The following is a 25,938-nucleotide window of genomic DNA, read 5'->3' on the forward strand; positions in this document are numbered from 1 at the left end:
GGGGGCCGTCGGGCCTGTTGTTATGGTTTTTCACCCCCAACTCTTCTGGGTGGTGGTGGGCCGCTTTTTCCGCGGGGCCCCCCCGCCACGTCCCGGACCAGGACATTCTCCGGGGCAAACGGTGTAACTACCACCTTCCCGGGGCACCGGGCCTCATAGCCGGGGCCGGTGAAGCAGTGGAATTTACGCCTCCAACCACCGGACCCCAGCCTCCCCGACATCCCGCACCGCGCGCGCTCGCCAGACAGCAGGTCACCCGCGAGTCGTGCGCAGCCGTCAGGACCCAGACCTAACTACGGCCCCTCTCCCTGTACCCGGGAAGGAACTGCGCGGATACCTGAAGGCCGGCGGGCGGGGCCTCCCAGCGCCGACCGTCCGGGCCGCGGCAACGGATTGCGGTCAGGAGCCGACGATGCGGCGCACGTTGCCGACGGCACCGCAGCCTTCCTTCAGTTGACGCTCGCGCTCTTCCACAAACGCCTCGCCCAGTTCCTCGCGGCGCTCCATGGCCACGTTCTCGCGTGCTCCGTTGAGGATGGTGCGCTCCTCCTCGTCGGCGTGGTGGGTGACGGCCTGGACGAGTTCTTCCAGCTTCTCGTCCCATTCCTTAGAGCCGACCTCGTCGACTTCCAGGAGTTCCAGGAGTGCCTTGTTGCCCTCCTCGTGCTCCTCCTCGCCGTGTTCCAACTCTTCGTCGTCGATCTTCTTGTAGCGCTTGAGAGCGGGATAGACCTTCGCCTCTTCCGCGAGTGCGTGCGCGATCAGCAGATCGGAGAATTGCCGCAGAGCGGCAGCCCGGTCGGCTTCGACGCTGCGCATCAGACGAAAGAGATCCTCCATCTTCCGGTGGTCCTGGAGAATGAGTTCAACGACGTCTCGTGTCTCTGCCATGGGACTAGGCATCACTTTCGTGCGGGGGGACCTTGCCGGAATCCTGCTACCCCATCCAGTGGTGTTCAGCAGGACGGCCTGATCAACGACGAGCAGAACCCCTGGACACAGGCCTGCACCGTCTCACCGAGAGCAGCCCGCCAAGGCGCCGGCATGACCCTGCACGACCTGTGCCTCAACCACCAGCCGGACGCGACCTACCTCGACGACCGCGCGCCCTGCTTCTTCTCCAGCCCGAGTAACACCCCGGTAATCCGCTCCTGACCAGCACAGAGACGGACCCCTCTTTAAGGCCTGCTCCCGCCAATGCTCGCGTTCGGCTTCCTACCGCCCTGGCCGATTTCATCGGCAACCACGACGGCGCGCTGGAACTGGTGGAGGACTTCCACGACTCGCCCGATGATCGCCGACCTCGACGAACCTCCAGTGCAAGATCCTGCACTGGAAGTCCGTGGAGGAAACTGACCCAGGCCCAGCGTCTCCCAGATGCACGTCTCCTGGCCGTTGTCACGCACCCTGGCCAGCTCGGCCGCGCCGAGGTCGGCCAGTGCCTGCTGCCAGGCGAAGCTTGGGAGGCGGCGTCGATGCAGGCCGGGCCGGTGGTGGCGTGCGCCCAGTCCACGAGCCTCGCGTTGGAGGGGTTGCAGAACCGGCTTGCCCGGCGCGCTGCCGGAGCGGCCCGGACGGCGCAGGAGTGGCCGGCTCACTTCGTCGCGTTCGATCTGCTCAGGCTGTCCGGGACGAACACAACCTCCTGGCCGTACCGGAGGCGCAGGGCCGCGTTGGAGTCCGTGTTCGCCGCCCGTCGGCTGTCGGCGCCGTGGGCGCTGTGTCCGTCGACCATCGAGGCCGACGTCGTGCGTGAGTGGCTGATGACGTGGGCGTCGGTCGGGATGAAGGGGGTGGTCTTCAAGAGGCTGGAGGACGCCTACCGGCCGTCGGTGAGGGGCTGGCAGAGATACAAGGTCCGCGAGACGAGCGAGGCGATCGTCGGCGCGGTCACCGGTTCCCTGGTTGCTCCCCGCACGCTGTTGCTCGGCAGGTACGACACCGACGGACGCCTTCAGCACGTCGGCCGCACCACCACCCTCGCCCAGACAGCGAGCAACACGGTCGCCGGACTGCTCGCTCCGGGGCGGCGCGGTCATCCGTGGACAGGCTGGTCGTTCTCCGCCGGGTGGGGCAGCCAGGAAAAGCTGAACGTCACGCTGGTGGAACCCGAGCTGGTGGTGGAAGTCGGCGTCGACGTCGCCCGCGACGCTGCTGGCCGGTGGCGCCACCCCGCACGCTGGCGCCGCGCCCGCCCAGACCTCTCCCCCGCCGACGTCGCCCTCCTGTAGCCCGGCGCTTCACGGTCGGCCATCAGGGAAGACGGTGGGGTCGAGGGAGCACGTCGGCTCCTACTGGGGGCGGCGTCCGGTGATGTCCCCACCAGGGTCGTCGGGCATGGTGATGCGGGCGGTGATCCGTTTGCCGACCGGTTCCCGCTGGACCTCGAAGCCCTGGGCGACGGCCATGACGATCTCCAGGCCGTGCTGCCCGACCCTGCCCGCATCAGCAGCCCGGGCCACCGGCAGGACCGGATCGCTGTCCCACACGACCACTTCCACCAGGTCCCCGGCGATGCGCAGTTCCATCAGCACGGGGCCGGGAGCGTACTTGCGGGCGTTGGTGACGAGCTCGCTGACCACCAGCTGGGTCAGCTCCATCGCGCGTGCGGACACCGGCGGGCCGTGCTCGGCCTGGACGCGGGTGAGGAAGTCCACCGCACGATGCCGCGCCTCGGCGATGCAGGATCCGTCTCCGTCCAGGGCGACGGTGGCCTGTATCGGAGGGGCGCCAGGCATCACGCTGCCCTCACCATCGGGGACTGATTCCGCCGGATCCACCCTTTTCCCCCTGTTCACCCGCCTGCGCTTACCCCGGACTATTGCCCCCATGCCCCTTGAGCTCGGTTACGCAGAGGGCCGAACGGGTGTTCACCGTAATATCGGGGCAGGCTGCCAACGCACACGGTGTCGGGGCCCGAGCCCATCAGCGAGCGCAGTCGAGGAAACGGTGACAGACACCCACGGAGCCCGGCCCGGCCTGTCGATCGACCACACTGCCGTCGACGACGTTCGGGTGGTCACTCTGCGCGGCGAGATCGACCACACGGTCAAGAACGAGCTCACCGAGGCCCTGCTGTCCTACGGCAGCGTGACGCGGCCGCGGACCGTGGTGGACCTCAGCGGCGTGTCCTTCATGGACTCCAGCGGCATCAACGTCCTCATCGCCGCCCACCAGAGCATGAGTGACGCTCAGGGATGGCTGCGTATGGCCGGCGCCCAGGCATCGGTGCTGCGGGTCCTTGAGCTCGTCGGCCTGGACCAGGTCACCGGCTGCCATTCCACCGTCGAGCAGGCCCTGGCCCCCTGACCCACGCCGTGCCCGGCCGCGGCGCTCTACCCGGCTTCCGCGTCCGGGGCATTCTGCTGGCGTGAGCGCCGCTGCACGGCCGCGTCCAGCTCCCGCCCCACCGGCTCGGGCAGCGGCTGCCCCAGCGCCCAGGCGATCACCGTCTCAGCCACCGTGTTCAGTTTGGTGTTGGTGTGCTGGGAGACCTCACGCAGCACGTCGAATCCGGCGGCCGGCGGGAGCTGGTGGATCGCGACAAGGACACCGATGGCCTGGTCGACCGCCGCGTGGGAATCGACGGCGTGTCGCAGCTGCGCGTTCTCCTGCTCCAGGCGGGCGTTCGTGGCGTCGTCACGTGTGCCGTCGGGCGAGAGCCGCGGCACGCGGGAGGTCGTCATGCTGGTCTCCATACAGGGGCAAGGCTTTCTGTACGCCTGCCCCCTACCGCGACAGCAAGACACCCTCCGTGCGGTGCGACGTGAAGATCACACAGGATGAGAGGCCCTTCGCCGGCCTTGGGACGGCGAAGAGCTCCAAGGGCTGTTTACCCAACCCTTGTCCTGCCGGGGTGCCCACCGCATCCGCGCTCGCACCTCACGGGCCGGACAGGCGAAGGAGTTCGCGAGGAACCGGCGTTGACGCTTCAAAACGGGAACCGCTCTGGTCCCGCCCTCGTGCCGCGTCTCCAGCGCGGTGCCGGGCTGGGCCCACCATCGGCCGATCATGATGAGGGCACCTGCCGCATCTCCGTGACCAGCAGACCCAGCATGCGGAAGCGGGCCAGCAGGTGGATGAAAGGGTCAGGGGCGGGCAGAAGAAGCGGATGGCTGATCTTTCGCAGTTGCTGCAGCAGGGCATGCGCCGCCGTCACCTGAACGCACAGGCTCTCGCCGTGCGGACCGGTATCCGCACCCCCGCATCCGCGTCTTCGCCCAGGACGGCGCCCACGGCCCCGTCCATCCCACGCAAGCGGAGCTGGCCGAACTCGCCGCCGCCCTGGCCCTCCCTCTGCCTGAGGTCCTTGATGCCGCCCGCACTGCCCAGGCGGCGCCGGCACCTTGAACCTGCCCCGGCACGCGGGCGCGTCAGGCGGCGGCGCGGGCCTTGGCCCAGGGATCAAGTGGATTGTGGCCTTTTCGTCTGATGGTCACGGTGGTGAGGGCTCGCTCGCCGATGGAGCGGCCGAACCGAATACTCAATTGACGGGCCGCTGGGGATGCGGCGCACCGCAGGATGTGAGTCCGCGTCTGTCAGTGCGTCGGTGGCGTCCCCCTGCTCAGGGTGCCGTCGCCGCGGCGGCCTGGTGCATCGGTTGTCGCTGGGCACCTGGGGTGTATGGAGTGGACTGGGAGGGTGACAGGGGCGGTTCGGCGTCACAGTGGGACTGCCGTGCAGGCCGTGCGGCGGGCGTGGGCGGGGCCGGGCCGTGAGCGGGATCTGGTGGTACAGGCCGGCAAGGCGGCGCTGGCGGCCTGCGTGGCCTGGGGGGTGGCGGGCTGGTGGCTGAAGGCTCCGATGGCGTTCGTCGCCCCGTGGATGGCGGTCGTGCTGGTGGAGTCGACGGTGTACCGGTCGATCGCGCACGGTCTGCAGCAGCTGGCCGCCATCGCGGTGGGAACGGTGGTGGCGACTGCCGTCGCGCTGGTCTTGGACAGCACGATGGCCACGATGGCCTTGGTTCTGCCAGCGGTACTGCTACTGGCGCAGTGGCAGCGCCTGGGAAGCCAGGGCATCTATGCAGCGACCGGGGCACTGTTCGTGCTGACCGGCGGTCAGGTCTCTGTCGTGTCCTCGGGTGCCCGGATCGCGGAGGCGGTTTTCGGGGCGCTGGTGGGCGTCGCGGTCAACGCCCTGATCCGGCCTCCGGTGTACTTGCGTGACACCCGCGCCGCCCTGGAGGAAGCCGCGTGTGAGGCGCAGGACATCCTGGACGCGGTGGCCGACGGAGTGGCGGACGGCGAGTGGGAAGGCCACGAGGCTGGGGAGTGGCACGAGCGTGCTCTGCGTCTGGGGCGCCTGGTCGACCAGGCGCGCTCGGCGGTCGGCTGGAGTAGGGAAAGTATGCGCATCAATCCGCGTGGGCGTGGCGGGCGTGCCGTGTCTGCGCCCGGCAAGGCGTACGACGACGCGCTGGCCGTGCTGGAGGACGTGGCCGTGCACACCGCCGGCGTGACCCGCACCGTGCTGGAGACCGCGGACCAGCACGGGGAGCTGGCCCGGCCAGGCGCGCAGATGACCGGCCCCTACGCGGACTTCTTGCGGCACACCGCGCGCGCCGTCGGCCTCTACGGCCAGTCCCGGTTCGCCGAAAGCGGTGGCGACGACTGCGCCGCGGAGGCGCTGCGTGAGGCCGTTGCGGGGCTTCGCGGCACGCTCGACGAACTCCAGCGACGGCTGCCCGCCGCCGTACAGGATGATCCCGGTGCGCTGGCGACGCATGGCACGCTGCTGGCCCAGGCCCGCCGCCTGGCCGATCAGCTCGTCCCGGACTGAGGGCGCCGCCGCCTCGTGCGCCGCAATGGCTGTCTCACAGCCAGCCGTTGCGGCGAAAGGACCGGTGCAGCAGGCCAGCGGCCGTCACCATCACGGTGATGGCGAGCGGGTATCCGTATGTCCAGCTCAGCTCCGGCATGTGGGCGAAGTTCATGCCGTAGATCCCCGCGACGAGGGTCGGGGTGGCCAGGATGGCGGCCCAGGAGGAGATGCGGCGCATGTCGTCGTTCTGCCAGGTCCCGACCCGTGCGAGGTGGGCGTCCAGGGCGGAGTTCAGCAGCTCGTCCAGTGAGCGCACCTCGGTGTCGGTGCGGTGCAGGTGATCGGCGACGTCGCGGAAGTACGGAAGAGCTTCCTCGGGCCATTCGGCGCGGGGGCCGGCGAAGTCCTGCACCACGGGGACCAGGGGCTGTACGGCGTCGCGGAACTCGACGACCTCGCGCTTGAGGGAGTAGATCCCTTCGGTCAGATCGTCACGGGCCGGGGAGAACACGCGCCGCTCCAGCGCGGTCAGATCGGCGCGGACCTGGACGGCGGCCTCGGTGTAGGAGTCAACTACCGTGTCCAGGACGGCGTGCAGCACGGCCACAGGCCCAAAGCGCAGCATCTGCGGATCCTCGTGCAGCCGCCGGGCCGCCTCGACGGTGGGGTCGGCCTTCCCGTGACGGACGGTCAGAGCGAAGCGCGGACCGGTGAAGACCATCACCTCGCCGGTCTCCACCTCACAGGTCTCCTCGACGTACCAGAGGGTCTTGAGGTTCACCGCGAGCACATCGCCGTACCGCTCCCGCTTGGGCCGCTGGTGTGCTTCGCCGGCGTCCTCCACCGCCAGTGGGTGCAAGCCGAGTTGTCCGGCCAGTGCTTCGAGGTCGCCCGGGCCCGGGTCGTCCAGGTGCACCCAGCAGAACTCCGTCTCTCCCAGCCGCTTGAGACTCTCCAGCACCGCCGCACAGCCGCCGTCGGCCTGTCGGCAGTCCACCTCTTCATGCTGTTCCTGCTCGTCCGACGGCTCACGGTAGATGTCACACCTCATGGTTCACGCCTGCACCGCCGCGGCGATTGCATGCCTGCCCCCAACGGCCGGGCGGCAGCCGGGCATAGCCTCTGCGCATTGATACGCACGCGTCCTTCACGAACACGGGCCTCTGGTCCGTCCAGCTCGGGCTACCCGAAGGAAAAAGTTGTGTCGTCAAGAGGAGCGTGTCGTGGTCTTCCTCGCCATCCTGCTGCCCCCGGGGATGATGTGCCTGGTACTGGCGCTCGGACGTTATGAGGAGTGGATGCTCAAACAGCCCGCGCGTCATGCCCACCGAAAGCGCCACCTCTCCCTCGTCCCGCACACAGGCTCCGAACTGGAACAGAGCCGCAACGAGCTCAAGAAGCGGGCCCCCGACGCCGCATGACCAGATGCCGGCGGCAGGCCGCATCCAGGGCGGGGCCGAGCGCGTGGCCTCCGCCTACCTCGCCGGGCAGTACCCCGTCGGTCTGTAGCGCGGCCCCGCACAGATGGCCGGCGCGGTGGCTTACCGGCTGCGAGGCCGGGAGTCGTCGGGCTGGTGGAGGTAGAGAGGATGCAGCCGGTTCCATTCCCGGCTCAGGTGCTCCTCGGCTTCACGCAGCACGCACTCGGCACTGCAATCCTGCGTCTGAGCATGCTCGGGTGCGCCGTTGAGACGGGCGGCGGGCCGAGACGAATCTGGGGCAGGGCGATGCCGCGGCAGGATGAGCGAGCGGCTGCGATGGCTCCACCGCGTTCGGGGAGTCGCCCACCAGCGCGCCAGCAGAACAACGGCGGTAACGGCTGCCCAAGGCCCACCTCCCGTCGACGTCCGCCCAGGTCGGGGTGGGGCGCGGACGTCGACGCGAGTCGACGGGAGGGGTCAGCCGGGCCAGGTTCCGGTCAGGCGGCGGGTGCCTGCGGCGCCCGCCCGGTCGACGGCGGCCTTGACGCCGGCGAAGATCGCTCCCTGCATGACTGCCGCCAGCATCGTCTCGCGCCAGGTGCGGTCCTCGTCAGTGGCATCAGGGGCGTCCTCGTCATGGCCGAGCTTCTTCCACGCCTGTTTGAACAGCCCGCCCGCGAGCACACCGCTGAGCGCACCGAGGGCCAGGCCGACCGGCTTGTAGGCGATTTTCGCTGCCTTCACGGCTACCTCCTGCCCCGGCGGCGCAGCAGCAGCCACGCGACGACCGCCACACTGCCGGCCACGATCAGCACGGTGCGGTTGTCCCTGGCCGCCTGGGCGCCCTGCTGGGCCTTGTCGCGGACCGGCTCCGGCGCCTTGTCCTGCCACACGTGACCGGCCTGATCCGCTTTAGCTTTCACCTGCTGTGCGGCCGCGGCGGCCTTGTCCCTGACCGGCTCGGGCAGCTTGTCCTGCACCAGGTGCGCGGCCTCGGCGGCCTTCACCTTGACCTGCCCGGTCAGCTCCGCGGCCTTGGCGCCCGCCTGCTCCGTCAACACGCCCGCCTGCTCCTTCAGTGCGGTCGCCTTCTCCTGCGCGCGGGCCTTGACGTCCGTCCTGGCGGCCAGTTCCTCCACCGTCTCCCCCAGCTCGTGGCGTGTCTGCTCGACCTGCTCCCGCAACTGCTCGGGGCTGGCGGCGGTGGGCTCGTCATGGGGCGGCTGGGTCATCGCTGTGCACTCTCCTTGATCTCAGCCACATCGGCCTTGACACTGTCGATGGTCTGCTCGGGTGCAGGCGGCGCGGCCTGGCTGACCTCCTTCTTGCCCGTCAAAGCCAGCACGGCCGTGACCACGCCGAGGACTGCGGTGACAATCAATGCCGCCGCCCAGACGGGGAGAGGAACGGCCAGCGCGGCAATCGCCGTGGCGATCAGGGCCTGCGCCGTCAGGAAGCCGGCCAGACCGGCCCCGCCGAACAGGCCGCCGCCCTTGCCGTACCGCTTGCCCTTCTCCTTCATTTCCGCCTGCACCAGCCGCATCTCGCCCCGCACCAGCTCCGTGAGCTGCTGAGAGGCGCGTTGGACCAGATCACCGACTGGCTCGGAGGAGCCGCTCGGGGGTCGGTAGGAATCCTGGGTACTCATGACAGATTGCCTCCTTTCGCAGCTGCCGCTGGTAGTAGCGCCCCAGATAGGGCGTCGCGTCCGCTTCGGGAGCGCACGTCCGTCCCGGGTACCCCGGTTGCGGGTGCCCCATCCAGCGGACCTGCGGCATTCGCTGTCCTTGTGCTGTCACCTCAGCAGGCGCGCTGTCAGGCGCGGAGCGCGGTGCACCAGGGCGGCCGCCGCCAGGCCGATGACCGCGCCGACGGCGACGTCGGAGGGGTAGTGGGCGCCGGTGTGCACCCGTTCGGTGGCCACCAGGACGGCCGGCACCGCACACACCGCTCCCGCCGACGGCCACACCGCTGCCGCCGCGGCGCTGAACGCCACACCTGCGGCGGTGTGCCCGGACGGAAACGAAGACGAGTCGGGCCGCTCATGGACCTCCTCGTGCGAGATCCACTCCTTCGGCGGCCGGCGCCGGCTCCACACCTGCTTGACCACACAATTCGACACCAGCTCCGCCACGGCCATGCTCGTCAGACCGGCCACCGCGGCCCTGCGCCCCCGCCGTCCCACAGTGGACATGGCCACGGCGGCACCCCACCACAGCTTGGTGTGCTCGGCGCTGTCCTCCACCGCGGGCAGAACCCGCCGTACGCAGGTGGACCGCCACCCCGCCACCCACCGCGTCAACCGGTGATCACCCTCACGGACATCCGCCAGCACTCTCATGACCTGCGCCTTCCCGACCCGAGCGGCACATAACGCGGCAGCGTGGGAACTACTTCATTCGAGGCGCTGTCGGTCTTCCTCGCTCCACTTACGGGTGTCACGGGGCGGGACATAGGGCTCTTCGTCCTCGGGCAGACCGCCCGCGACGGAGCGCTGGCGGGCCATCTCGGCGTCGAACTCCAGGCCCAGCAGGATCGCGATGTTGCTGATCCACAGCCACACCAGGAAGACGATCACGCCCGCCAGGGTGCCGTAGGTCTTGTTGTACGAGGCGAAGTTCGCCACGTAGAACGCGAACCCGGCCGAGGCGATCATCCAGATCAACAGCGCCAGGACACTGCCCGGGGTGACCCACTTGAAGCCGCGGCCCTTCACGTTCGGCGCCGCCCAGTACAGGATCGCGATCATGAGGGTGACCAGCACGACCAGCACCGGCCACTTCGCGATCGACCACACCGTCAGTGCCGTGTCCCCGATTCCCAGCGCCTGGCCCGCCTGGCGGGCCAGGCCGCCGGTGAACACCACGATCAGCGCGCTGACCACGGCCAGCACCAGCAGCACCACCGTCACGCCCACACGGACCGGCAGCACCTTCCACACCGGACGCCCTTCCGGCATGTCGTACACGGCGTTCGCGCTGCGGATGAACGCCGCGACGTAGCCGGAGGCCGACCACACCGCGACCAGCAGGCCCACGATCGCCACGATGGACCCGATACCGGCATTGCCCTGCAGCTGCTTCACGGCGTTGCTGATGACGTCGCGGGCCGCCCCGGGGGTGAGTTTCTGAACGTTGTCCAGCACCTGTTGCGTCGCCGACTGTCCAGCGATCCCCAGCAGCGAGACGAGGACCAGCAGCGCGGGGAAGAGGGCGAGCACCCCGTAGTAGGTCAGCGCCGCGGCCCGGTCGGCCAGCTCATCGTCCTTGAACTCCTTGACGGTGCCTTTCAGCGCAGCCCACCAGGAGCGCTTGGGCAGCTGCGTCGACTGCCAAAATCAGGCTCGCGACACGGCAGCACGGATTCTGTGATCAGTGCGAATGTTGTCGGCCAAGTGCCGGAAGTGCCTCGCTGATTCGGGATGCTGGCGGAGCGTCGCTGCGACTGCACTGGCCGCGTCTCCGGTCAGGGTAGACAACCACGGCGCGATTTTGCCCTGTGGCGTCCACTGGTCCCACCGAGCATCCCACTCGAACGCTCCGTTGCAGCATTCCTCGAGCAGTTCCAGCTCTCCTGCAGCTGCCGCCTGCTGTGCTATTTCGATCAGCCACATGATGGCGGCGTCTACCTCACCGCGCTCCGGCGACCTGTGGGTGCCCAGTAGTTCAGCCATCGCACGGACGATGTCCACCGCTCCGTGTGGGTTTGCCAGCAGCGCTGGCATTAGAGCGGCCGGAGGCACAGTGACCAAAAGGTCGCAGTACAGGGAAGCGTCACCGGTGTGAGCTGCAGCGAGGGCGACCAGTTCGTGGATGGCGGCAGTCGATCCCTCCGCAGCCGCTTCCTTGAGTGCTTCGGCATGCAGGATCGGCGGTTGAGCAGGCGTCTGGGTTTCTTGGGAGATCAGTTCGCGAAAGGCTTCGATTGTGGTGGGCCTGCGGGCAGGGTCTCTGTGGGTCGCTTCGCGGACTACCGCACGCCAAGGACCTGATGCGGGTACGAGGGGCACGTTCATCAGGGGCATCTCCCCTGTGATTGCCCAGCCGATGAGTTGACCGAGGCTGTAGATATCGGTCGCTGGTGTGACGCTGTGCGCATCGTCTGAAAGCTCAGGGGCGCCAAAACCGTCCGAACCAAGGAATGCGCCTAGCTTCGTGCGCTGCGGGTCGGTGGTTTGTCCTCGCGGTCGTCGAACGATGCCCCAGTCTGCGAGCGCCCAGCGACCGTCGAGTCGGAGCACGTTGGCCGGCTTGATGTCGCGGTGCACCCATCCCTGCTGGTGGGCGGGGGCGAGTACGGAGCAGATGGCTTCGATGAGGGCCGTGAGTGCAGGCAGTTCAGTCAATTCTTCTCGGCAGAGTGTTGCTGTGGTCTCTGCGAAGGGCATGACAAACCAGGTGTAACTGCGGTCGTAGTCCAAGATCGGGACGGCGTGAGGGTGGCCGTTGAGGATGAGGCCAATCTCGATCTCGCGTTTCATCCGGGCTATCTGCCGGCGGTGCGGATACTGACCCCGCAGTTGCTTAACGGCGACACTCACACCGGACTTCTTATGCCGTGCATGGAACACGTCCGCCTGCCCGCCATCGGGTATCGGGAGGCGATCTCGGGCGTAGTCCCTGCGGTCGCCACAACCACCGCGCAGTACCTGAGCCAGGTCGCCGACCAGTTCAGTGTGCCCCGCCTCTCTGATCTGTCTGACCAAGAGAGCTGAGTCGAAGGACACCGCCTTGTCCTCATCTCCTACCAATAGACCGTCTTCGTCTTCGACATCGGGGATCGACGTCGTCATGAACGGCTCGTAGTAGGCGCGCCGCACACGGTCCGCTTCTGGAGTCCGAAGCCTGCGGGTAATTTCAGTCTCGTCCCACAGATCAATTAGCAGACCGTGCTCACGCTCCTGCGTCTTCTTCCACGTGTCCCACCACTTCGACATCGGCCCGTCCATGCTTGAGGGGATGCACAGCACCCACGTCTGCACGGTGTGCCCACGCTGGGCGGCCTGCTTCATCAGCGACTGGAAAGACTCTTTGATCTGGGCTTGATGCGCGCTGCCTGAGGTAACTGGGCGGAAGTATTTAGCCTGCCAAACAGTGACCGCGCCGCCGAGGTCGCCGGCGAACGCGTCGACGCCCCAGTCGCCCGCGTTCGCCGCGACCATCCGAGCGTCCGGTGAAGTGGCAGAAGCGAGCGCCACGATCATCTTCTCGAACTCGTCCGGAGCGCCGCCCATGCCACCTGTACGGATTTGATGAGCGTCGAAGTTGATGGGCGGGACCCCAGCCGACGTCGTCATGTGATCTTGCACGGCACCCCCAAGGCCCATCACCCACCACGCGTAGCCCGTGCGGAATGTGCTCTTCGTATGACACAGAGTAAATGGCGACCGTAACGCCGTTCACCTCTATCGATCAAGAGGATCCAAGACACTCCGACCTCAGGTCCTGCCTCTGCGACAGGAGCGGCCGGATCTGATCCGGTGGCGGGGGCTCTCAGCCCGTCTCGTCGTCGATCAGCCCGTAAGGCGGCTGCGCCTCATCTCTGGTGAAACGGACGATCACCCGGTCCTCGATCAGGTCGGGTGGACTGTTGTCGGCAACGATGACCTGCGCCCCGTTCCCATGATGTGCCAGCCATTGTGTGAGGTGCCGATAGAAGTCGTCGGTACTAACGGCGTCCGCGATGAGCGTGTCGCGGCCGGTACCGTGTCCGAGGTTTTTTTGAGGGCTGTCGATCATGAGGAAGCCCGGGTGCGAGGCCCCGCTCTCGAAGGCTGTTTCGAAGACGGCCAGTTGCCATGCGAGGGTGATGAGCGTCCTGGCTCCTGAAGATGCCACCTGGTAAGGCTCACCACGCACAAAGGGAGTCAGGTCGTTCGCCACGCGGGCCTGGCTGAGTTTCGGGTAATGCCACTCAGCAAGGAGACGGCCAAACCGTGCGCTGATCTGACGGATTACCTCATTTCGGTCCTGAGTGGCGTCACCCAGCTGCGCAAGTTCCTCACGCAGTTGGGCCAGGTTCGCCTCTTGCCGGTTCACGAGTCCAGCCCGCTTGGCCAAGCCTTCTTGGAGTCTGGACGAGTTGTTGAGCTGATCGATCTGGCGCGTGGCTACCTCTTTGCGGCGATGCAACTCATCTCGGGCCACGAGGAAGGTGGAGACGGTTGGTGAGGTGGCTTCGTCGAGGGCTTTCGCCGCACGCTGTTCTTCCAAGCTGGCGGTCTGAGCCCGCTGCCTGGCAGAGGAGAGCGAGGCATCGAGTTCCTCGATGTACGTAGTGATCTCTTTGAGCCTGGCTTTCGTCGAACGGATCTCAGCCGCGACGTCCAGCTGCTCAGCTTGTGCACTGAGGTTGTTGTCGGCAGCGGCACCGAGGGTCAGATCCGGCGTCTGCGGCAAGTCGTGGTCACACATGCTGCAGTGCCCGTCGATGACCTGGGGCGGGACAGGCAACGGGTTCAAGCAGGCGGGACACGTGCGGACGCGGAGCGGGTCGAACAGCTGCCGCGCTTGAGCCAGCATGCCGAGTTTGAGGAGGTCATCGGCGTATTGGGCGCGCAGGGGAAGCATGCGTGCAAGCTGTGTTTCCCGGTCACGCAGAACGGCGGAGGCTGTGCGGGCCTCTTCTGCAGCGCGCCGGTGGGTCTGGCGCAACTCTTCGGCGAAGGTGGTGGCGGCGTGGGCTCGCTGGTCAAGCTCTTCAAGCTCTGCGGTGATCGACGCCAACTGGCGCTCGGCAACCAGGCGGGTCTGCGGGTCGGTGGCCGTTTCGCCGTCTTGTTCGGCGACAAAGACGGTGGCTGCGGCTAGCTCAGCCCGCGAACGGTTGAGGCGTCCCTCGAGCTGTTTGATGCGTGATCCGAGTTCTACGGCGCGGTCGTCGTGGACGCCGAAGACGACGTCGACGACCTGGCGCAGCTTGTGCTTGCGCGGGGGGCTGTTCTCGAAGAGGAAGTTCTTGTCAGCGACCCGTTCGTTGGGCAGGAAGGTCAGCCACATCAGGTCGCGGATGCTGAGCGGGTCGGTGCGTGATTCTGCGTCGGTTGGCGCTTCCCGCAGTTCTACGCCTTCCAGCTTGCAGTGGCTCAGCAGTAGAGAGGACAGGCTCTGGGCGTCGCCGGCGGGGGCGATGACCTTCTTTTCGATGGTGGAGAAGGAAGGCTGGTCCAGTCGTCCGCGGCGGACGAAGGCCACGGTGGAGGGCTCGCCTACGGCGCGTTCGATGATGTGGCTGTCGCCGGAGAGCTCGACTTCCAGCAATGCCGAGCGGACCTTGCGGAGGACTTCGGGGTGTCTGGGGTGGTTCTTGGCGCCGAGACCGTAGGCGACGAACTCCAGGACGGCTGTCTTGCCGGAGCTGAAGGCTCCCGAGATGACAGAGAGATCTTGGACTCGGCCCTCTGTGGTGAAGTCGATGTCGTAGTTGCGACCGATACCCACGAGGCGCAGACGTCGTACGCGGATGCCATGTGCTTCGGTCATCGGTCGTCCTCCGCGAAGGGCTGCTCAAGTGGCTGAAGTACCGTCCTGCCGCTGTCTACGGTTGCAAGAACGCTGGCGAGAGCTGCGGCGGGCCGGTTGTTGCCGTCGACACGCAGCCAGCCCGCGGTCTCCTTGCGCAGGCGGGCGTCACTGAGCCGGCGTAGCTTTCCGACGACCATTTCGGCTGCGGTGGTGAAGGATCTCGCGTAGGTCGTGGTGAGGTGAGCGCTCAAATCACGTCCGGCAGAGGTGATGCGGTAGACGAGTCCACCCTGCTCATTCGCGGCGGTGCAGCATCCGTAGGCCACCAGCAGGCTCAGGTCATGCTGAATGCGCTCACGGCGGCTGGTGAATCGCTGTCCCGAGGACGCGTAGGACAGCACCCGCGGGTCGAAGCCCGCGAGACGCAGCAGGGACGCCTCCCGGCTGTCCGGCTCCACCACCAGGAAGGGGTTCGCGGAGAGGAAGTCGTAGTAAGCGATGCGTTCCAGGTTCGCGCTGGGCGGCTTCTGGTTGGCCATGGCATTCATGAGAAGAAGGAGCTGTGCCAGCCGGAACTGGACCTCGTCCTCCGGCATGACTACCGGACGGTCGTCGTCCACGGCGACTCCTCATCGTCGGTCGGGGGCTCGTGCGGGAGCTGCTGGATGTGCGAATCGGTTTCGGAGTGCGCGGCGGCAACGGTGCGCCAGTGCTTGACCCAGCCGGCCTTCCGGTTGTCCACGAGCCGGTGAACCAGGCCCCAGGCGTGCGCTACCTCCAGCCTCAGCTGCTTGGGCAGCTGAGGGTGCTCCGTGCGGACGTCAGCCCAGACCAGACTGTGCAGCTTGCGCAGGCTGTCGTCAGCGCAGCACTCGTTGAAGCGGGTCTCCCACACGCCGTGGAGGGTCGCGTCGGTGGACACCAGAGCGTTGACCTCCGCCGGCACCCCCTTATGAGCGATCTCGCGCGCGACCAGGTCCGCATTGAAGAACTGGCGCTTAGCGCCATCGAGCTCAAGGTGGCCGGCCTCTCTCATCTGTCGGATGAAGAGGGCGTTGTCGAAAGCAGCCGCCTGCTCGACGTCCACCTCCAGGACGGAGCGACTTTCCTCGTCGGCGGGAGGCACTGCCGTGAACGGTTCGTAGTATGCGCGGCGCACATGATCAGCTTCTGGAGTCCGCAATCTGACCGTCAGCTGGGTTTCGTCCCACAAGTCGATGACCAGGTTGTGGTCACGTTCCTGGGTCCTCTTCCACTTGTCCCACCACTTCGTGGTCGGCCCATCCATGCTGGAAGGAATGCACAAGATCCACATCCTCACCGTGTGCCCGTGCTCGGATGCCTGCTTGATCACCGACTGGAAGGACTCCCTGATCGTTCTTTGGTGCGTGGCCGCTGTAACGGGGTGGAAGTACTTGGACTGCCAGACCGTGATGGAGCCACCCAAGTCACCAGCGAACGCATCGATACCCCAGTCACCCGGGTTGGCAGCGATCGTGCGGACCCCGGGCATGGTGGCATTCGCCAGTTCAATGATCATTTTCTCGAAGTCATCCCGGGCGCCACCCGCCCCACCCGTACGCATCTGATGAGCCACGAAACTGATCGGCGGCACACCAGCCGCCATCGCCACGTGATCTTTCACGGCACCCCCCAGCGCACGGCGCCCACCGCTCTCAGCCCGTGCTCTTTCCGTGACACAAAGTCAGGAGTGGCACCGTAACGCTGTTCTCCTCTATCGATCAAGGGGATGCCCAGTGGCTCTTTGGCATCTGACGGGCGCTTACCGCTCCACCCTCGGTCGGCACAGTTCGGTACACATCGCCTTGCGTGATGGGGTGCCGTGTGCCGTGGTCTACCACTCGCAGCGGTGGGGCAGTTGGCGAGCGGCCCGGATGAGGTCTTCCGTGCGCGGGTGGTACGGGACCTTGAACCAGTCCGGGGCGAGGACGACGGCCGGGGTGTTGCCGTAGTAGTGGGCGCCCCAGCCCGTATGCAGGGTCAGCCCCAGTCCATGGCGGGCGACGCGGGCGTCTGCTTCACCGAGCTCGCGCAGCGGGACGTCGTAGGGGTACCAGACGTAGGCCACCATGCGGTCGCCCATCCACCACGAGTCCTCGTGGTCCACCTTCAGCTTCCCGCCGAACGACGGCACGTCCGGGGTGAGGGAGCATTCGTCCCACCGGTGGCCGTCGAAGTCGCGCTCGGACTTGCCGAAGTTCGGGTGGCACTTCGGGAGCTTCCCGCGTGGCTTGCGGCGCTCCAGGTTGTCCTGGTGGATCAGATAGCAGGCCGCGCGGAACGTGCGGCCGTGGTAGCGGCTGTGATGCCGTGCTCCTTCTCCAGGATCGCCACCATCGCGTCGCGGATGTCGTGGTACGAGAACCGCTCCCGTTCCCGCCGTCTGCTCGATGCCATGTCCGCTCTCCTTCTCGCTGTCACCCGGTCAACGGCACAGGCGAGGCCTCGCATCGGAGGCAGCAGTGGTCATCACCCGATCAGCCGCGCCGGGCAGGCATCGCGGCGAAGGCGGACAAGCTGTTCTCGCAGGACCTGGGCGGCGGCACGGTCGCCGGTGTCCGCGGCGGTGACCGTCACCGCGAGCAGCAGACCGAGCGTGTCGACCACGACGTGCCGCTTGCGCCCGTGACCAGCTTGATCACCCAGCCGTGCCGGGTCTGGCCCCAGCCCGCGCGCGCAGCTCTTCGACGACTCCGACGCCCACGGCGGAGAGTGGGACAGCCAGAAGTGCTCCGAGTACGCCGGCGATGCTGGCGCCGGCGGCCACGGACAGCATCACGGTGGCCGGGTGCAGGGACACCGTGCGGCTCTGGATGGCCGGTTGCAGGAGGTTGCCCTCAACGGCCTGTACTACCAAGACGACAAGGAGCGCCCACAGCGTTTTGCACCTGAGCGCACCGCCCTGGCCCAGGCGGCAACTCGCCTGCACCGCAGCCGTGCGCGGCTGTTACGGCCGGGGCTGTGCGGATCGCTGCCGTCCTCGTGGCCGGAAGATCTGGCCTGGAGAGAGGTGGGCAATCGTTCCTGCGGTGAACTCGCCCCGCCAAACGGGTGACCCAGGTTGTGAAGCCGCCGCGGGGGCCCGCGGACGCGAGTTATCCACAGGTCCAAGCGCGATCGGCGGTCCCCTCGTACGCTGCTGCCCGAGTCGATCACACGGGGGTGCGCGGGATGCGATACGGCGTGGTGGTGGAGGAACTCGCGGTGGAGGTCATGGCGCAGCTGCCGGACGACCTGGCCCGCCAGGAGGTGATGGCGCTGGTGGAGGTCGCACGGATGGATCCGCGGGCCTGGCCCGATGTGCGCGACGTCGGCTCGGTGGAGGAGATCCGGGAGGCGAAGCGTCCGCGCCCGCGTGGACGAGGACCAGGACTACGGGTCACGCATCCCGAAGACGGCGACCTGGGCGGACGAGGACTGGCTCACCGCCCGGGGCTGACCGCGGCAAGTGAGGTCAGGTCAGGTCCAGTAGGCCCCTGCGCACGGCCTGCGACACCGCCGCCGCCCTGTTGTCGACCTTGAACTTGCGGTAGACGCGCACGAGATGCGTCTTGACGGTGGCCTCACTGAGGAACAGCGCCTCGGCGATGGCCCGGTTGCTGCGCCCCTCGGCCAGCAGCCGTACGACCTCGACCTCGCGCCCGCTCAACTCGTGCTCCGGGCTGAACTCCTGGCCGACGAGCTCCCCGACGATCTCCGGTGCCAGCCCCAGCGCCCCCGCGGCGGCCCCGCGCACCGCGCGGAACAGTTCCTCGGGCGGCCCCGCCTTGAGCACGTAGCCCCGGGCGCCCGCCTCCAACGCCCGCACCACATCGGCCCGTCCGGAATAGCTGGTCAGCATCACCACCGCCACGCCGGGTGCCGCGACGGCGAGCCGGCGCGTCGCCTCGATCCCGTCGATCCCGCCCCCCGGATTCCCGAACCGAAGGTCCATCAGGGCGATGTCGGGCAACATCCGGGCGACCAGCCGGACGGCTTCCTCACCGCTGCCGGCCTCGGCGATCACCTCGAGGTCGGGCTCGCCTTCCAGGAGCGCGCGCAGGCCGGCCCGTACGACGGCGTGGTCGTCCGCGACCAGGACACGGAGCGGCGGCACGATCGCGCCGGGCGGTTCTGTGGTCATCCGGCGGTCGCCGCGGGGACGGAGGCGGAGGGCACGGCAGTGGGCTGCGGCCGGGGCCGCGCGGAGACCGTGGCCCGGACGCGGGTGCCCCGGCCCGGCACTCCGCTGATGTCGAGGTCGCCGCCGAACTCGCGCAGCCGGGCACGGGCCGCCGGCAGTCCGAAGCCACGGCCCGGGCGACGCGCCGTGCGTGCGAAGGCCTCGGCCGGGTCGAACCCGACACCGTCGTCGCTGACTTCGAGGTCCACGTGGTCCGGCTGCCGGCTGAGGGTGACCCGCACGTTCACCGCGTGGGCGTGTTCGCGGACGTTCGCCAGCGTGCTCTGCGCGACGCGGAACAGGGTGGTGGCGGCGTGTTCGTCGAGGACGGGCTGGGGGTCGCCGACCGCCTGGAACCGTATCCGGGCCGCCGTACCGTCGGCCTCGGAGCGCGCGCACAGGACCCGCAGCGCGCCTTCGAGGCCGGTCTCGGCGACGGCTGACGGGGTGAGGTCCCCGATCATGCGGCGGGTCTCGGTGAGGTTGGTGCCCAGTCCGTCGGCGACCGCTCGCACGCGAGTACGGGCCACGTCTGGCCGGTCGTCCCAGTCGCGGTCGGCAGCCTGGAGCAGCATCAGCCCGCCGGCGAGTTCCTGGGCGAGGGTGTCGTGCAGATCGCGGGCGATCCGCGTCCGCTCCGCCAGCACACCCGCCCGGCGCTGCTGCCGGGCGACGAGGTCACGTGTGTCGCGCAGCTCCTCGACGAGACGCCGACGCGCCTCGGCGTCCCGTTGCTGGGCGCGGTAGAGGGCGACGGTGCCCCAGACGGCCGCCACGGGCACCAGCACCGTGTCGATCACGAACCGGCCGTCGACCCCGACCAGCGCCGTGACGAGGACAAGGGTGATCAGGGCGAGCGCGGCGGTCGCGGACCGGCGGCCGAGCACGCGCTGCGCGGCGCACGCCAACGGCAGGGCACACCACACGAAGGCGGAGACCAGCGCGGCCGGCACGACGAAGAGAAGGAGGCCCCACAGGGCGAGCAGCACCGGAATCCAGGCCGCCCGCCCCACCGCCCCGAGCCGGTCCCACAGCATCACCCCGCCCGTGTAGGTGAGCGCGAGCAACCCGCTGACAGTCGCGATGTACCAGCACAACTCGCTGTTGAGTCGCACGAGGTGCAGCAACGCGGACGCCACGATGACGAAGAACGCCAGATGCGACACGTGTTCCCGGGTGAACCGACCGCCGCGAACCGTCAGCGATGAACGGACGGGGACACGGTCGGACACGGCAGATCCCCTTGGGCAGACTGATCCAATCGGACAGAGCCCCGAGTCTAGCGACCGCCTGTATGACTTGTGTGAAGATGCAATGAAACAGAGGGGTCGGGAGAGGGACCAGCAGCCCCCTCCCGGCCCCTCCGCCTCTCGGCTACGCCCCGGGATGCAGTCCCAGCCAGCCGGGGGACGGGTCCCCCTTCACCTCACCGAAGTACAGCGCGAAGGTCTGCTTCCAGCGCTCGACCTCCGCACGGTCCGCCATGAAGCGGGGGAAGCCATCGAGGTTCGCGTTCGGGTACTTCCAGATGGGCTTGAGGCCACCGGCGGGGGTGACGTCCGTCCGTACCGACCAGCCGTTGAACGCGTTCTGCTGCTGGGCGGTGGAGAGCTGCCAGTTGAGGTAGAGCTTGGCTGCCGTGGTGTTGCGGCCCTGCTTGAGGATCGCCACCCGCTGGCCCCAGGCCATGAAGGGGTGGCCTTCGGCGACGGCCCACCGGGAGGCCGCCGTGGACGGCGCCACGAGCGAGCCCGAGCCGCCGACGCCGAGCGCCTTCTGTCCGCTGGAGACGGCCAGCCCGGGCGTGTACGTGCCACGCGCGAACTGGACGTCCTGGGCGGCGAACCTGGCGGCCCAGTCCCAGCCGTAGTGCTCGACGTACAGCTTGAAGAGGTAGAGGACGGCGTCGTCGTCGTTCGGGTAGGACGACGCGATCTGCCCCTTCCACTTCGGGTCGATCAGGTCGAGCGGGGACTTCGGAACGTCGGCGCCGACCGCGGCGACGTTGTACGAGTAGCTGAAGCCGATCACGGCGACGGCGGTCCAGGCGCCGTGCGGGTCCTTGAGAGCGTCGTACACCTTGGAGAAGCCCGCGGGCTTGTAGGACAGCAGGCGGCCCTGTCCCTTCCAGCGGGTGAAGTCCTGGAGGGTCTGGAGCTGGACGACGTCCGGGACGAGGGTGTCGGTCGCGAACTGGTTGTCGACGCGGACGTCGTGGAACTTGCTGGAGTCCACGACGACCTTGAGGTCGATCTCCGGGAAGCGGGCTGCGAAGCCGTTGCGGATGCCGTCGCCCTGGCTGTCGATGTCGCCGCCCGAGTAGATGACGAGCTTGCCGCCCTCCGCCAGGGCGGCCTGGTACAGCTCGTCGAGGGTCCGGGTCTCCTCGGCGCCCGCGGCCGGGTGGGATCCGGCGGACGAGGCCGCGGCCGCGGGGGTCCCGGTGGCACCGAGGGCGCCGACGCCGAGCGCCGCTCCGGCTCCGGTGGCGAGTACACGTCGCCGGCTGAGGAAACTGGACACTCTGCGCGCCTCTCGATGGGGTAGCTGTGCTGGGGATTCGAATCTGACACAGGCGAGAGGTTCCTCGCGTCGGCTGTTCGGAGGGTGCTGGAGAGCCGCCGGATGAATCCCCGTTCAACCGATCGGTTGAACGGGGTGGCCGGGGTGGCCGGGTGGTCAGACGGTCTGGAGCGCGGTGGGGACGAGGTCCTTGAGGGACGGATATCCGTCCACGGCCATGATCAGGTCCGCCTCGGCGAGCAGGGAGCGCAGGACGTGGACGATGCCGTCGGTGCCGCCGAGTGCGCAGCCGTAGGCGTACGGGCGGCCGATGCCGACCGCCGTCGCGCCCAGGGCGAGGGCTTTGACGATGTCGGCGCCGCTGCGGACACCGGAGTCGAAGAGGACCGGCAGACCGTCGGCGGCCTCGACGACGGCGGGCAGGGCGTTGAGGGCGGGAAGGCCGCCGTTGGCCTGCCGGCCGCCGTGGTTGGAGCAGTAGACGGCGTCCACCCCGGCGTCGCGGACGCGGCGCACGTCCTCGGGGTGGCAGATGCCCTTCACGATCAGCGGGAGGTCGGTCAGGGAGCGCAGCCAGCCCAGGTCTTCCCAGGTGAGCGGGTTGCCGAAGATCTGGGTCCAGTGGAGGATCGCTGCCTGCGGGTCCTCCTCGGGCGGCCGGCCGAGACCGGCCCGGAAGGCCGGGTCGCTGGTGTAGTTGGCCAGGCAGTGGCCGCGCAGCTGCGGGAAGTTCGCCGTCGCGAGGTCCCCGCGGGCGCCAGCCGGTGATCCAGGTGTCGAGGGTGACGACGATGCCCCGGTACCCGGCCCGCTCGGCACGGTCGACGAGGCTCTCGGCGATGCCGCGGTCGGTCGGGGTGTAAAGCTGGAAGAAGCCGGGGGTGTCCCCGAGTTCGCCCGCCACGTCCTCCAGAGGGTCGACGGAGAGCGTGGAGGCGACCATCGGAACGCCGGTACGGGCGGCGGCGCGTGCCGTGGCGAGGTCGCCGTGTCCGTCCTGGGCGCGCGGGACCGCGCCAGGCGCCTTACTCCGCTGCCGCACGGGGCGGAGGAGAAGCGCCGCCTCGCCGCACAGGTGCGGCAGGTAGAGCGGTGGGCCAAGGAGGTGCAGGCCACGCGGGAGCGGCTTGCTGCGGAGCAGGCGGAGCGGGACGCGCAGGCTGAGCAGGCGCGGGCGGCCGAGTGGGCGCGGATCCAGCAGGAGGTCGAGGAGCGGCAGGCGGTGGAGGATGACCGCCGCGACGACGGACTAGTGATGTCACAGCACGGACCGGAGGAAATCATCATGGGCGCGGGCAGGCGTCTGGTAACGGTGAAGCGGATGAACCCGAGCATCTGGCACGTGATGACGCGCGGAGCCGTCTATGTGGTGTCGAAGGAGGGCGGCGACGATTGGCCGTGGGGGCACTGTCAACTTTGACTGGGTGTCAGATGATCAAGAAGGAAAACCCCAGCCAGATCCTCCCTCCGGCAGGCCGATTCGGCGCTTCATTCGCGGAATCAGAGGTGAAGATTGCCAATCACCTTTGTGATCGTCTGACGGGGCGTCAAAGTTGACAGTGCCCCGGCAGGAACTTCAGCTCGCCGTCGTCGTCGACGGCGGTGACGTACTCGTGCTCCAGCTCGGAGAGGCAGGCGGCGATCTGGTCGCTGCGCCGGGAGGTCCAGCGGATCAGCTCGTGCGGCACCCCGGCAATCTCCATCACGGGCCGACGCCCGGCGGTGACGATGCGCGGCTCGGTCGCCAGCCCCAGCGCCTCGCAGACCTCAGCGGCCACGATCTCGTTGTAGAGCGCGGAGGCGGCCACGGTGTTCTCGTGCAAGGCCAGGGTGTGGATCGACCCCCACTTCCCGTTCAGACGCTGGCCCTTCACGGACAGAAGCAGATGGTCATGGAGCAAGGGCATGCCCGAGCGTGCCTCGTAGTGGCGGAAGCGCGCGGCGACCAACCCGCCGGGCGGCCGCACCCGGTAGATGCCGTCCTTGCCGTACCGGATCACCGCCACCTCGTCCTCGATCCACTCCAGCACCCGCTCGATCGCCCGCTCGTGCGCGGCCTCGATCACCCGCCGGGTCCCCTCATCCCCCAACGCCCACAACAGGTAGATCGTCGGCTGCGGCCGGAAGACGAAGTCGACACCCGTGACCGTCACCCGCCGTCCGAGAGCGCCGGCCTTGAACGCCTTCTTCGCCGACTCGCCCTTGGCGAGCAGGTCAGCCTCGACCGGTCCGCGTACGGATGCCGGCCCCGCTCGCCGAACAGCTTCCGCAACTGCGCCTCGGTGACCTCCTCACCCGGCGCCAGTCCGAGCACGGCCAAGCCGCGCCCAATCCATCGCCCGACCGGGACACCGGCTTGCTCCTGAGCCTCGCGCAGCGGCGTACGGGCCGGGCGCCGACCGTCACCGACAACGGTCTCGCGCAGGTAGTAGCGGTACATCTGACCGGCCCGGACGACCCTGATATCAACTGTCATGGAGACCACGCCACACGGCTCTGAACTGCGAGAAAAGGCCTATCTGCGGTACGTCCCGCCAGGCGGGAGCAGCGGCCGAACTTTCTTCTCAGGTGCCCGCCAGGCGGAAAGCGGCCCCGAGCCGGATGCGAATGTCATCGCCCTCCGGCAGCCCTCACATCACGAACCGGACGGTTGCGACGAACGCGTCCCCCACCGCCTGGTTGCAGGGCGGGACGATTGCCGGGGTGAGCCCGTTCCGGGTTGTGCAGCAGGACCAGTAGTGGGACGGTCTATCCGTCGGCGCCCCAACGGCGTCGCGCCCCTGTACGCCAGGCTGCGCCCCGACCCGGACACCGCGAGAGAAACCCGCCAGGGGAAGCGGCGCCGGGTCCCATGGAGCGGGCCAACAGTCCTGTCGCATTGCCACAGGTCAGGGGTCTGTAGCGCGACGTTTATCCGTTACCCACGTGCGCTGTCGGCTCACCCTCGCGGGCGGCTCGTCCAGTCTTTCAGCTCCTCCGCGACGTCCCGCACGTCCAGCCCGTCACGAGCGATCCGCTCGGCCAGGTCCGCCGCTTCCTTGGGGGTCACCGTCACCACGGCCCCGGACACCGTCAGGTACGACGCTGCCACGACCGCCCCGAACAGCTCGTTGGCGTACTCCAGTGCGGGGCACCGGACGAGCTGGTGCATGAGTGCTGCCGCCCGATGGTGCGGCTCGGCGTAGACGAGCGTGTCCATCACCTTGTCGGCGTGCCGAGCGACGGCGGCCTGAAGGGTGCCGAAGTCGGTCACGTCCGGGTCACCGGGCACGCTGCGGTGCGCGAGGTCCAGCAACCACGCCCGGTCGATGTGCAAGATCACGCGGCGGCCTGCCCGTGTGTCTCCTGGTCAGTGGGCGCGGGGTGGCCGAACTTCTCGGCGAAGTGAGGGCCCCACTCGTCGACGAAGTGCGCGGCCGTGTTGAGGAACCGGTGCCTTAGGTCATTGCCCTCGTCGGCGAGGACCTGGCGGGCGTAGTCGGTCACCTCCATGCCGACGGCGGCCGCGCGCTCCTCGATTCCGGCGTACACGTCTTCGTCCACCCGCACGTTGATCTGTTTCTTCGCCATGGGTCAAGCGTAGCGGCTCGTACGCACTGCTACACCAGGTTGGCGGGAAGCCGCCTGGGCGCAGGCTCCGCACCGCATTCCAGCCGGATCGGGCCTTGCCTGACCGCAAGGCATGGCCATGACCACGTCCGCCATCCGGCACAGGCTGAAAGGTCATGGTCAAAACGCTCGAACGGGCCGCCGTCGACGTGCCCGCCGACGCCCAGCAGTCTCTGGCGGCGTTCCTCGACCCCCGGTGTGATCGGCATCCGCGGATGCCCGACACCGTCCTAGGCCAGCCAGGCGGCCGCCGTTATCTAGTGCTTCTTTGCCTTTGGTACAGGTCAGCGCAGTCTGCTCAGGCATGTTTGGCAGATAGATGAGCGCAGTCGGGTAGTCGAGTCCATGCCGGGCCATCGCGTGGCGGTCAGGTGAGGAGGGCGCGGAAGGCACTGGCCAGGGTGGTGGCGAAGGTGAGGGCGGCGGGGTATGTGGCGCCGTCCATGCGGGCGAGCTTGCCCGAGCCGGCAGCAGCTAGGAGCGCAATGACGATCACGAGTGCGACCTGTGGAAGCGCCCTCCCACGAAACAAAGCGTTCTCGGCCCTGAGCGACAAGTGGTGTTGGATCCCGGGCTCTGGTCCACTTCTTGTGGTTGGGTGACACTCGGTCACGCCAATAGAACCCGTTTGCGTAGGAGTTCGAATCCTGCGCGGCCGAACATCTGGCGCTTGAGCATCTTGATCCTGCTGACATGGCCCTCCACGACGCCGGAGTTCCAGGGGAGGGTGAGGCCGGCGGTGACGGCGTCGAGGTCGCGCAGGAGGTGCTGAGCGAAGTGGCGGAGGCTGGGCAGTACGGCGGTGGCGCTGGCTGCTGCGATCCATTCGGGGAGTTGGTCGCCTTGCAGGTGAGTGAGCATGTGGGCGCAACCGCCCTAGTTGTATTGACCCGCAGCGTTGTTCACACGGCTGATGGGTGGCTTGCCTCCGAGTGCGGTGTGGCAGCGGTGGTGGTTGTAGGTGTGCAGGAAGTCT

The 25,938-nt window shown here is 68.2% G+C and carries 29 protein-coding genes and 5 pseudogenes; 5 read left to right on the plus strand and 29 right to left on the minus strand.

Annotation, left to right across the window (positions count from 1 at the left end):
* Positions 1-399: 399 nt before the first annotated feature.
* Positions 400-891: a hemerythrin domain-containing protein gene (locus ACFWWR_RS44155; protein WP_384309897.1), complete on the minus strand. Its 492-nt coding sequence runs from the start codon at positions 889-891 to the stop codon at positions 400-402.
* A gap of 584 nt (positions 892-1,475) precedes the next feature.
* Here ACFWWR_RS44155 and ACFWWR_RS44160 point away from each other — a divergent pair.
* Entirely contained in the window at positions 1,476-2,231 is a 756-nt protein-coding gene (locus ACFWWR_RS44160; RefSeq protein WP_384309900.1) for an ATP-dependent DNA ligase, read from the plus strand.
* A gap of 60 nt (positions 2,232-2,291) precedes the next feature.
* On the opposite strand, the gene ACFWWR_RS44165 is transcribed toward ACFWWR_RS44160, so the two are convergent.
* Positions 2,292-2,738: an ATP-binding protein gene (locus ACFWWR_RS44165; RefSeq protein WP_384309903.1), complete on the minus strand. Its 447-nt coding sequence runs from the start codon at positions 2,736-2,738 to the stop codon at positions 2,292-2,294.
* Positions 2,739-2,949: 211 nt separating this feature from the next.
* Here ACFWWR_RS44165 and ACFWWR_RS44170 point away from each other — a divergent pair, with 211 nt between their 5' ends.
* Positions 2,950-3,309: an STAS domain-containing protein gene (locus ACFWWR_RS44170; protein ID WP_384309905.1), complete on the plus strand. Its 360-nt coding sequence runs from the start codon at positions 2,950-2,952 to the stop codon at positions 3,307-3,309.
* A 26-nt stretch (positions 3,310-3,335) separates the two neighbouring features.
* On the opposite strand, the gene ACFWWR_RS44175 is transcribed toward ACFWWR_RS44170, so the two are convergent.
* Both ACFWWR_RS44175 and ACFWWR_RS44180 read right to left on the minus strand, forming a co-directional pair.
* On the minus strand, positions 3,336-3,686 hold the full coding sequence (locus ACFWWR_RS44175) for an ANTAR domain-containing protein (protein WP_384309908.1): 351 nt from the start codon (positions 3,684-3,686) through the stop codon (positions 3,336-3,338).
* 323 nt (positions 3,687-4,009) lie between these two features.
* Positions 4,010-4,159 carry a hypothetical protein gene (locus ACFWWR_RS44180; RefSeq protein WP_384309911.1) on the minus strand — a complete coding sequence of 50 codons (150 nt, stop codon included), beginning with the start codon at positions 4,157-4,159 and terminating at the stop codon, positions 4,010-4,012.
* Positions 4,160-4,623: 464 nt separating this feature from the next.
* Here ACFWWR_RS44180 and ACFWWR_RS44185 point away from each other — a divergent pair, with 464 nt between their 5' ends.
* Positions 4,624-5,781, plus strand: a complete 1,158-nt coding sequence (locus tag ACFWWR_RS44185) for an aromatic acid exporter family protein (protein ID WP_384309913.1) — start codon at positions 4,624-4,626, stop codon at positions 5,779-5,781.
* Between the two features lie 34 nt (positions 5,782-5,815).
* Here ACFWWR_RS44185 and ACFWWR_RS44190 read toward each other — a convergent pair whose 3' ends face one another.
* Positions 5,816-6,814 (minus strand): magnesium and cobalt transport protein CorA, encoded by a 999-nt coding sequence (locus tag ACFWWR_RS44190; protein WP_384309916.1) that lies wholly within the window; start codon positions 6,812-6,814, stop codon positions 5,816-5,818.
* Positions 6,815-6,986: 172 nt separating this feature from the next.
* On the opposite strand from ACFWWR_RS44190, the gene ACFWWR_RS44195 reads away from it, so the two are divergent.
* Positions 6,987-7,184 (plus strand): hypothetical protein, encoded by a 198-nt coding sequence (locus tag ACFWWR_RS44195; RefSeq protein ID WP_384309920.1) that lies wholly within the window; start codon positions 6,987-6,989, stop codon positions 7,182-7,184.
* 477 nt (positions 7,185-7,661) lie between these two features.
* Here ACFWWR_RS44195 and ACFWWR_RS44200 read toward each other — a convergent pair whose 3' ends face one another.
* The 17 genes and pseudogenes from ACFWWR_RS44200 to ACFWWR_RS44280 all read right to left on the minus strand — a co-directional run.
* Positions 7,662-7,928 carry a DUF4235 domain-containing protein gene (locus ACFWWR_RS44200; RefSeq protein WP_384309922.1) on the minus strand — a complete coding sequence of 89 codons (267 nt, stop codon included), beginning with the start codon at positions 7,926-7,928 and terminating at the stop codon, positions 7,662-7,664.
* A gap of 2 nt (positions 7,929-7,930) precedes the next feature.
* Positions 7,931-8,416 (minus strand): DUF3618 domain-containing protein, encoded by a 486-nt coding sequence (locus ACFWWR_RS44205; RefSeq protein WP_384309925.1) that lies wholly within the window; start codon positions 8,414-8,416, stop codon positions 7,931-7,933.
* Complete coding sequence (locus ACFWWR_RS44210) at positions 8,413-8,832, minus strand: phage holin family protein (protein ID WP_384309928.1); 420 nt, start codon at positions 8,830-8,832, stop codon at positions 8,413-8,415. Before ACFWWR_RS44210 ends, ACFWWR_RS44205 begins: the two co-directional genes overlap by 4 nt.
* A 147-nt stretch (positions 8,833-8,979) precedes the next feature.
* Positions 8,980-9,525: a phosphatase PAP2 family protein gene (locus tag ACFWWR_RS44215; protein WP_384309931.1), complete on the minus strand. Its 546-nt coding sequence runs from the start codon at positions 9,523-9,525 to the stop codon at positions 8,980-8,982.
* 54 nt (positions 9,526-9,579) lie between these two features.
* A complete protein-coding gene (locus ACFWWR_RS44220) occupies positions 9,580-10,503 on the minus strand; it encodes a YihY/virulence factor BrkB family protein (RefSeq protein ID WP_384309957.1) in 924 nt (307 codons plus the stop codon).
* Positions 10,504-10,521: 18 nt separating this feature from the next.
* Positions 10,522-12,480, minus strand: a complete 1,959-nt coding sequence (locus tag ACFWWR_RS44225) for a serine/threonine-protein kinase (protein WP_384309934.1) — start codon at positions 12,478-12,480, stop codon at positions 10,522-10,524.
* A gap of 196 nt (positions 12,481-12,676) precedes the next feature.
* The gene (locus ACFWWR_RS44230; protein WP_384309937.1) at positions 12,677-14,665 is read right to left on the minus strand and encodes a DNA recombination protein RecN; all 1,989 of its coding nucleotides are present in this window, start codon (positions 14,663-14,665) and stop codon (positions 12,677-12,679) included.
* Positions 14,662-15,267, minus strand: a complete 606-nt coding sequence (locus tag ACFWWR_RS44235; protein WP_384309939.1) for an ABC-three component system middle component 2 — start codon at positions 15,265-15,267, stop codon at positions 14,662-14,664. The genes ACFWWR_RS44230 and ACFWWR_RS44235 overlap by 4 nt, the downstream gene beginning before the upstream one ends.
* Complete coding sequence (locus tag ACFWWR_RS44240) at positions 15,246-16,292, minus strand: serine/threonine protein kinase (protein WP_384309942.1); 1,047 nt, start codon at positions 16,290-16,292, stop codon at positions 15,246-15,248. The genes ACFWWR_RS44235 and ACFWWR_RS44240 overlap by 22 nt, the downstream gene beginning before the upstream one ends.
* Positions 16,293-16,502: 210 nt before the next feature.
* On the minus strand, positions 16,503-16,775 hold the full coding sequence (locus tag ACFWWR_RS44245; protein WP_384309944.1) for a hypothetical protein: 273 nt from the start codon (positions 16,773-16,775) through the stop codon (positions 16,503-16,505).
* Positions 16,776-16,927: 152 nt separating this feature from the next.
* Entirely contained in the window at positions 16,928-17,065 is a 138-nt protein-coding gene (locus ACFWWR_RS44250; RefSeq protein WP_384309947.1) for a hypothetical protein, read from the minus strand.
* Between the two features lie 123 nt (positions 17,066-17,188).
* A pseudogene (locus tag ACFWWR_RS44255) lies at positions 17,189-17,293 on the minus strand (IS5/IS1182 family transposase); the annotation flags it as partial.
* Between the two features lie 13 nt (positions 17,294-17,306).
* Positions 17,307-17,546: pseudogene (locus tag ACFWWR_RS44260) on the minus strand (AI-2E family transporter); the annotation flags it as partial.
* A gap of 576 nt (positions 17,547-18,122) precedes the next feature.
* Complete coding sequence (locus ACFWWR_RS44265) at positions 18,123-18,791, minus strand: response regulator transcription factor (protein WP_365662063.1); 669 nt, start codon at positions 18,789-18,791, stop codon at positions 18,123-18,125.
* The gene (locus ACFWWR_RS44270; protein WP_384309950.1) at positions 18,788-19,996 is read right to left on the minus strand and encodes a sensor histidine kinase; all 1,209 of its coding nucleotides are present in this window, start codon (positions 19,994-19,996) and stop codon (positions 18,788-18,790) included. The genes ACFWWR_RS44265 and ACFWWR_RS44270 overlap by 4 nt, the downstream gene beginning before the upstream one ends.
* 208 nt (positions 19,997-20,204) lie before the next feature.
* Complete coding sequence (locus ACFWWR_RS44275) at positions 20,205-21,353, minus strand: ABC transporter substrate-binding protein (RefSeq protein WP_384309953.1); 1,149 nt, start codon at positions 21,351-21,353, stop codon at positions 20,205-20,207.
* A gap of 156 nt (positions 21,354-21,509) precedes the next feature.
* Positions 21,510-22,356 (minus strand): annotated as a pseudogene (locus ACFWWR_RS44280) (alpha-hydroxy-acid oxidizing protein); the annotation flags it as partial.
* Between ACFWWR_RS44280 and ACFWWR_RS44285 the strand changes: the two are divergent.
* Positions 22,342-22,773: a hypothetical protein gene (locus tag ACFWWR_RS44285; protein WP_384309963.1), complete on the plus strand. Its 432-nt coding sequence runs from the start codon at positions 22,342-22,344 to the stop codon at positions 22,771-22,773. The pseudogene ACFWWR_RS44280 and the gene ACFWWR_RS44285 overlap by 15 nt on opposite strands.
* Positions 22,774-22,900: 127 nt before the next feature.
* Here ACFWWR_RS44285 and mobF read toward each other — a convergent pair whose 3' ends face one another.
* The 7 genes and pseudogenes from mobF to ACFWWR_RS44320 all read right to left on the minus strand — a co-directional run.
* Positions 22,901-23,566 carry a MobF family relaxase gene (gene mobF, locus ACFWWR_RS44290; protein WP_384309960.1) on the minus strand — a complete coding sequence of 222 codons (666 nt, stop codon included), beginning with the start codon at positions 23,564-23,566 and terminating at the stop codon, positions 22,901-22,903.
* Positions 23,503-23,829 carry a relaxase domain-containing protein gene (locus tag ACFWWR_RS44295; RefSeq protein ID WP_384309955.1) on the minus strand — a complete coding sequence of 109 codons (327 nt, stop codon included), beginning with the start codon at positions 23,827-23,829 and terminating at the stop codon, positions 23,503-23,505. The genes mobF and ACFWWR_RS44295 overlap by 64 nt, the downstream gene beginning before the upstream one ends.
* Before the next feature lie 462 nt (positions 23,830-24,291).
* Complete coding sequence (locus ACFWWR_RS44300; protein ID WP_383872141.1) at positions 24,292-24,675, minus strand: fic family toxin-antitoxin system, toxin component; 384 nt, start codon at positions 24,673-24,675, stop codon at positions 24,292-24,294.
* A complete protein-coding gene (locus ACFWWR_RS44305) occupies positions 24,672-24,923 on the minus strand; it encodes a plasmid mobilization protein (protein ID WP_319112882.1) in 252 nt (83 codons plus the stop codon). The genes ACFWWR_RS44300 and ACFWWR_RS44305 overlap by 4 nt, the downstream gene beginning before the upstream one ends.
* 406 nt (positions 24,924-25,329) lie before the next feature.
* Positions 25,330-25,458 carry a hypothetical protein gene (locus ACFWWR_RS44310; protein WP_383872138.1) on the minus strand — a complete coding sequence of 43 codons (129 nt, stop codon included), beginning with the start codon at positions 25,456-25,458 and terminating at the stop codon, positions 25,330-25,332.
* Positions 25,459-25,571: 113 nt separating this feature from the next.
* Positions 25,572-25,829, minus strand: a pseudogene (locus tag ACFWWR_RS44315) (transposase); the annotation flags it as partial.
* Positions 25,830-25,838: 9 nt separating this feature from the next.
* A pseudogene (locus ACFWWR_RS44320) lies at positions 25,839-25,938 on the minus strand (IS481 family transposase); the annotation flags it as partial.

This window comes from Streptomyces sp. NPDC058678 (assembly GCF_042714835.1).
Taxonomy (GTDB): domain Bacteria; phylum Actinomycetota; class Actinomycetes; order Streptomycetales; family Streptomycetaceae; genus Streptomyces.

Excerpts from the sequence above, each read along its gene's own strand:
- ACFWWR_RS44155 (WP_384309897.1), bottom strand. The coding sequence starts at position 891 with ATGGCAGAGACACGAGACGTCGTTGAACTCATTCTCCAGGACCACCGG.
- ACFWWR_RS44160 (WP_384309900.1), top strand. The coding sequence starts at position 1,476 with ATGCAGGCCGGGCCGGTGGTGGCGTGCGCCCAGTCCACGAGCCTCGCG.
- ACFWWR_RS44165 (WP_384309903.1), bottom strand. The coding sequence starts at position 2,738 with ATGCCTGGCGCCCCTCCGATACAGGCCACCGTCGCCCTGGACGGAGAC.
- ACFWWR_RS44175 (WP_384309908.1), bottom strand. The coding sequence starts at position 3,686 with ATGACGACCTCCCGCGTGCCGCGGCTCTCGCCCGACGGCACACGTGAC.
- ACFWWR_RS44185 (WP_384309913.1), top strand. The coding sequence starts at position 4,624 with ATGGAGTGGACTGGGAGGGTGACAGGGGCGGTTCGGCGTCACAGTGGG.
- ACFWWR_RS44190 (WP_384309916.1), bottom strand. The coding sequence starts at position 6,814 with ATGAGGTGTGACATCTACCGTGAGCCGTCGGACGAGCAGGAACAGCAT.
- ACFWWR_RS44205 (WP_384309925.1), bottom strand. The coding sequence starts at position 8,416 with ATGACCCAGCCGCCCCATGACGAGCCCACCGCCGCCAGCCCCGAGCAG.
- ACFWWR_RS44210 (WP_384309928.1), bottom strand. The coding sequence starts at position 8,832 with ATGAGTACCCAGGATTCCTACCGACCCCCGAGCGGCTCCTCCGAGCCA.
- ACFWWR_RS44215 (WP_384309931.1), bottom strand. The coding sequence starts at position 9,525 with ATGAGAGTGCTGGCGGATGTCCGTGAGGGTGATCACCGGTTGACGCGG.
- ACFWWR_RS44225 (WP_384309934.1), bottom strand. The coding sequence starts at position 12,480 with ATGACGACGTCGGCTGGGGTCCCGCCCATCAACTTCGACGCTCATCAA.
- ACFWWR_RS44230 (WP_384309937.1), bottom strand. The coding sequence starts at position 14,665 with ATGACCGAAGCACATGGCATCCGCGTACGACGTCTGCGCCTCGTGGGT.
- ACFWWR_RS44250 (WP_384309947.1), bottom strand. The coding sequence starts at position 17,065 with ATGGCATCGAGCAGACGGCGGGAACGGGAGCGGTTCTCGTACCACGAC.
- ACFWWR_RS44265 (WP_365662063.1), bottom strand. The coding sequence starts at position 18,791 with ATGACCACAGAACCGCCCGGCGCGATCGTGCCGCCGCTCCGTGTCCTG.
- ACFWWR_RS44295 (WP_384309955.1), bottom strand. The coding sequence starts at position 23,829 with ATGACAGTTGATATCAGGGTCGTCCGGGCCGGTCAGATGTACCGCTAC.
- ACFWWR_RS44305 (WP_319112882.1), bottom strand. The coding sequence starts at position 24,923 with ATGGCGAAGAAACAGATCAACGTGCGGGTGGACGAAGACGTGTACGCC.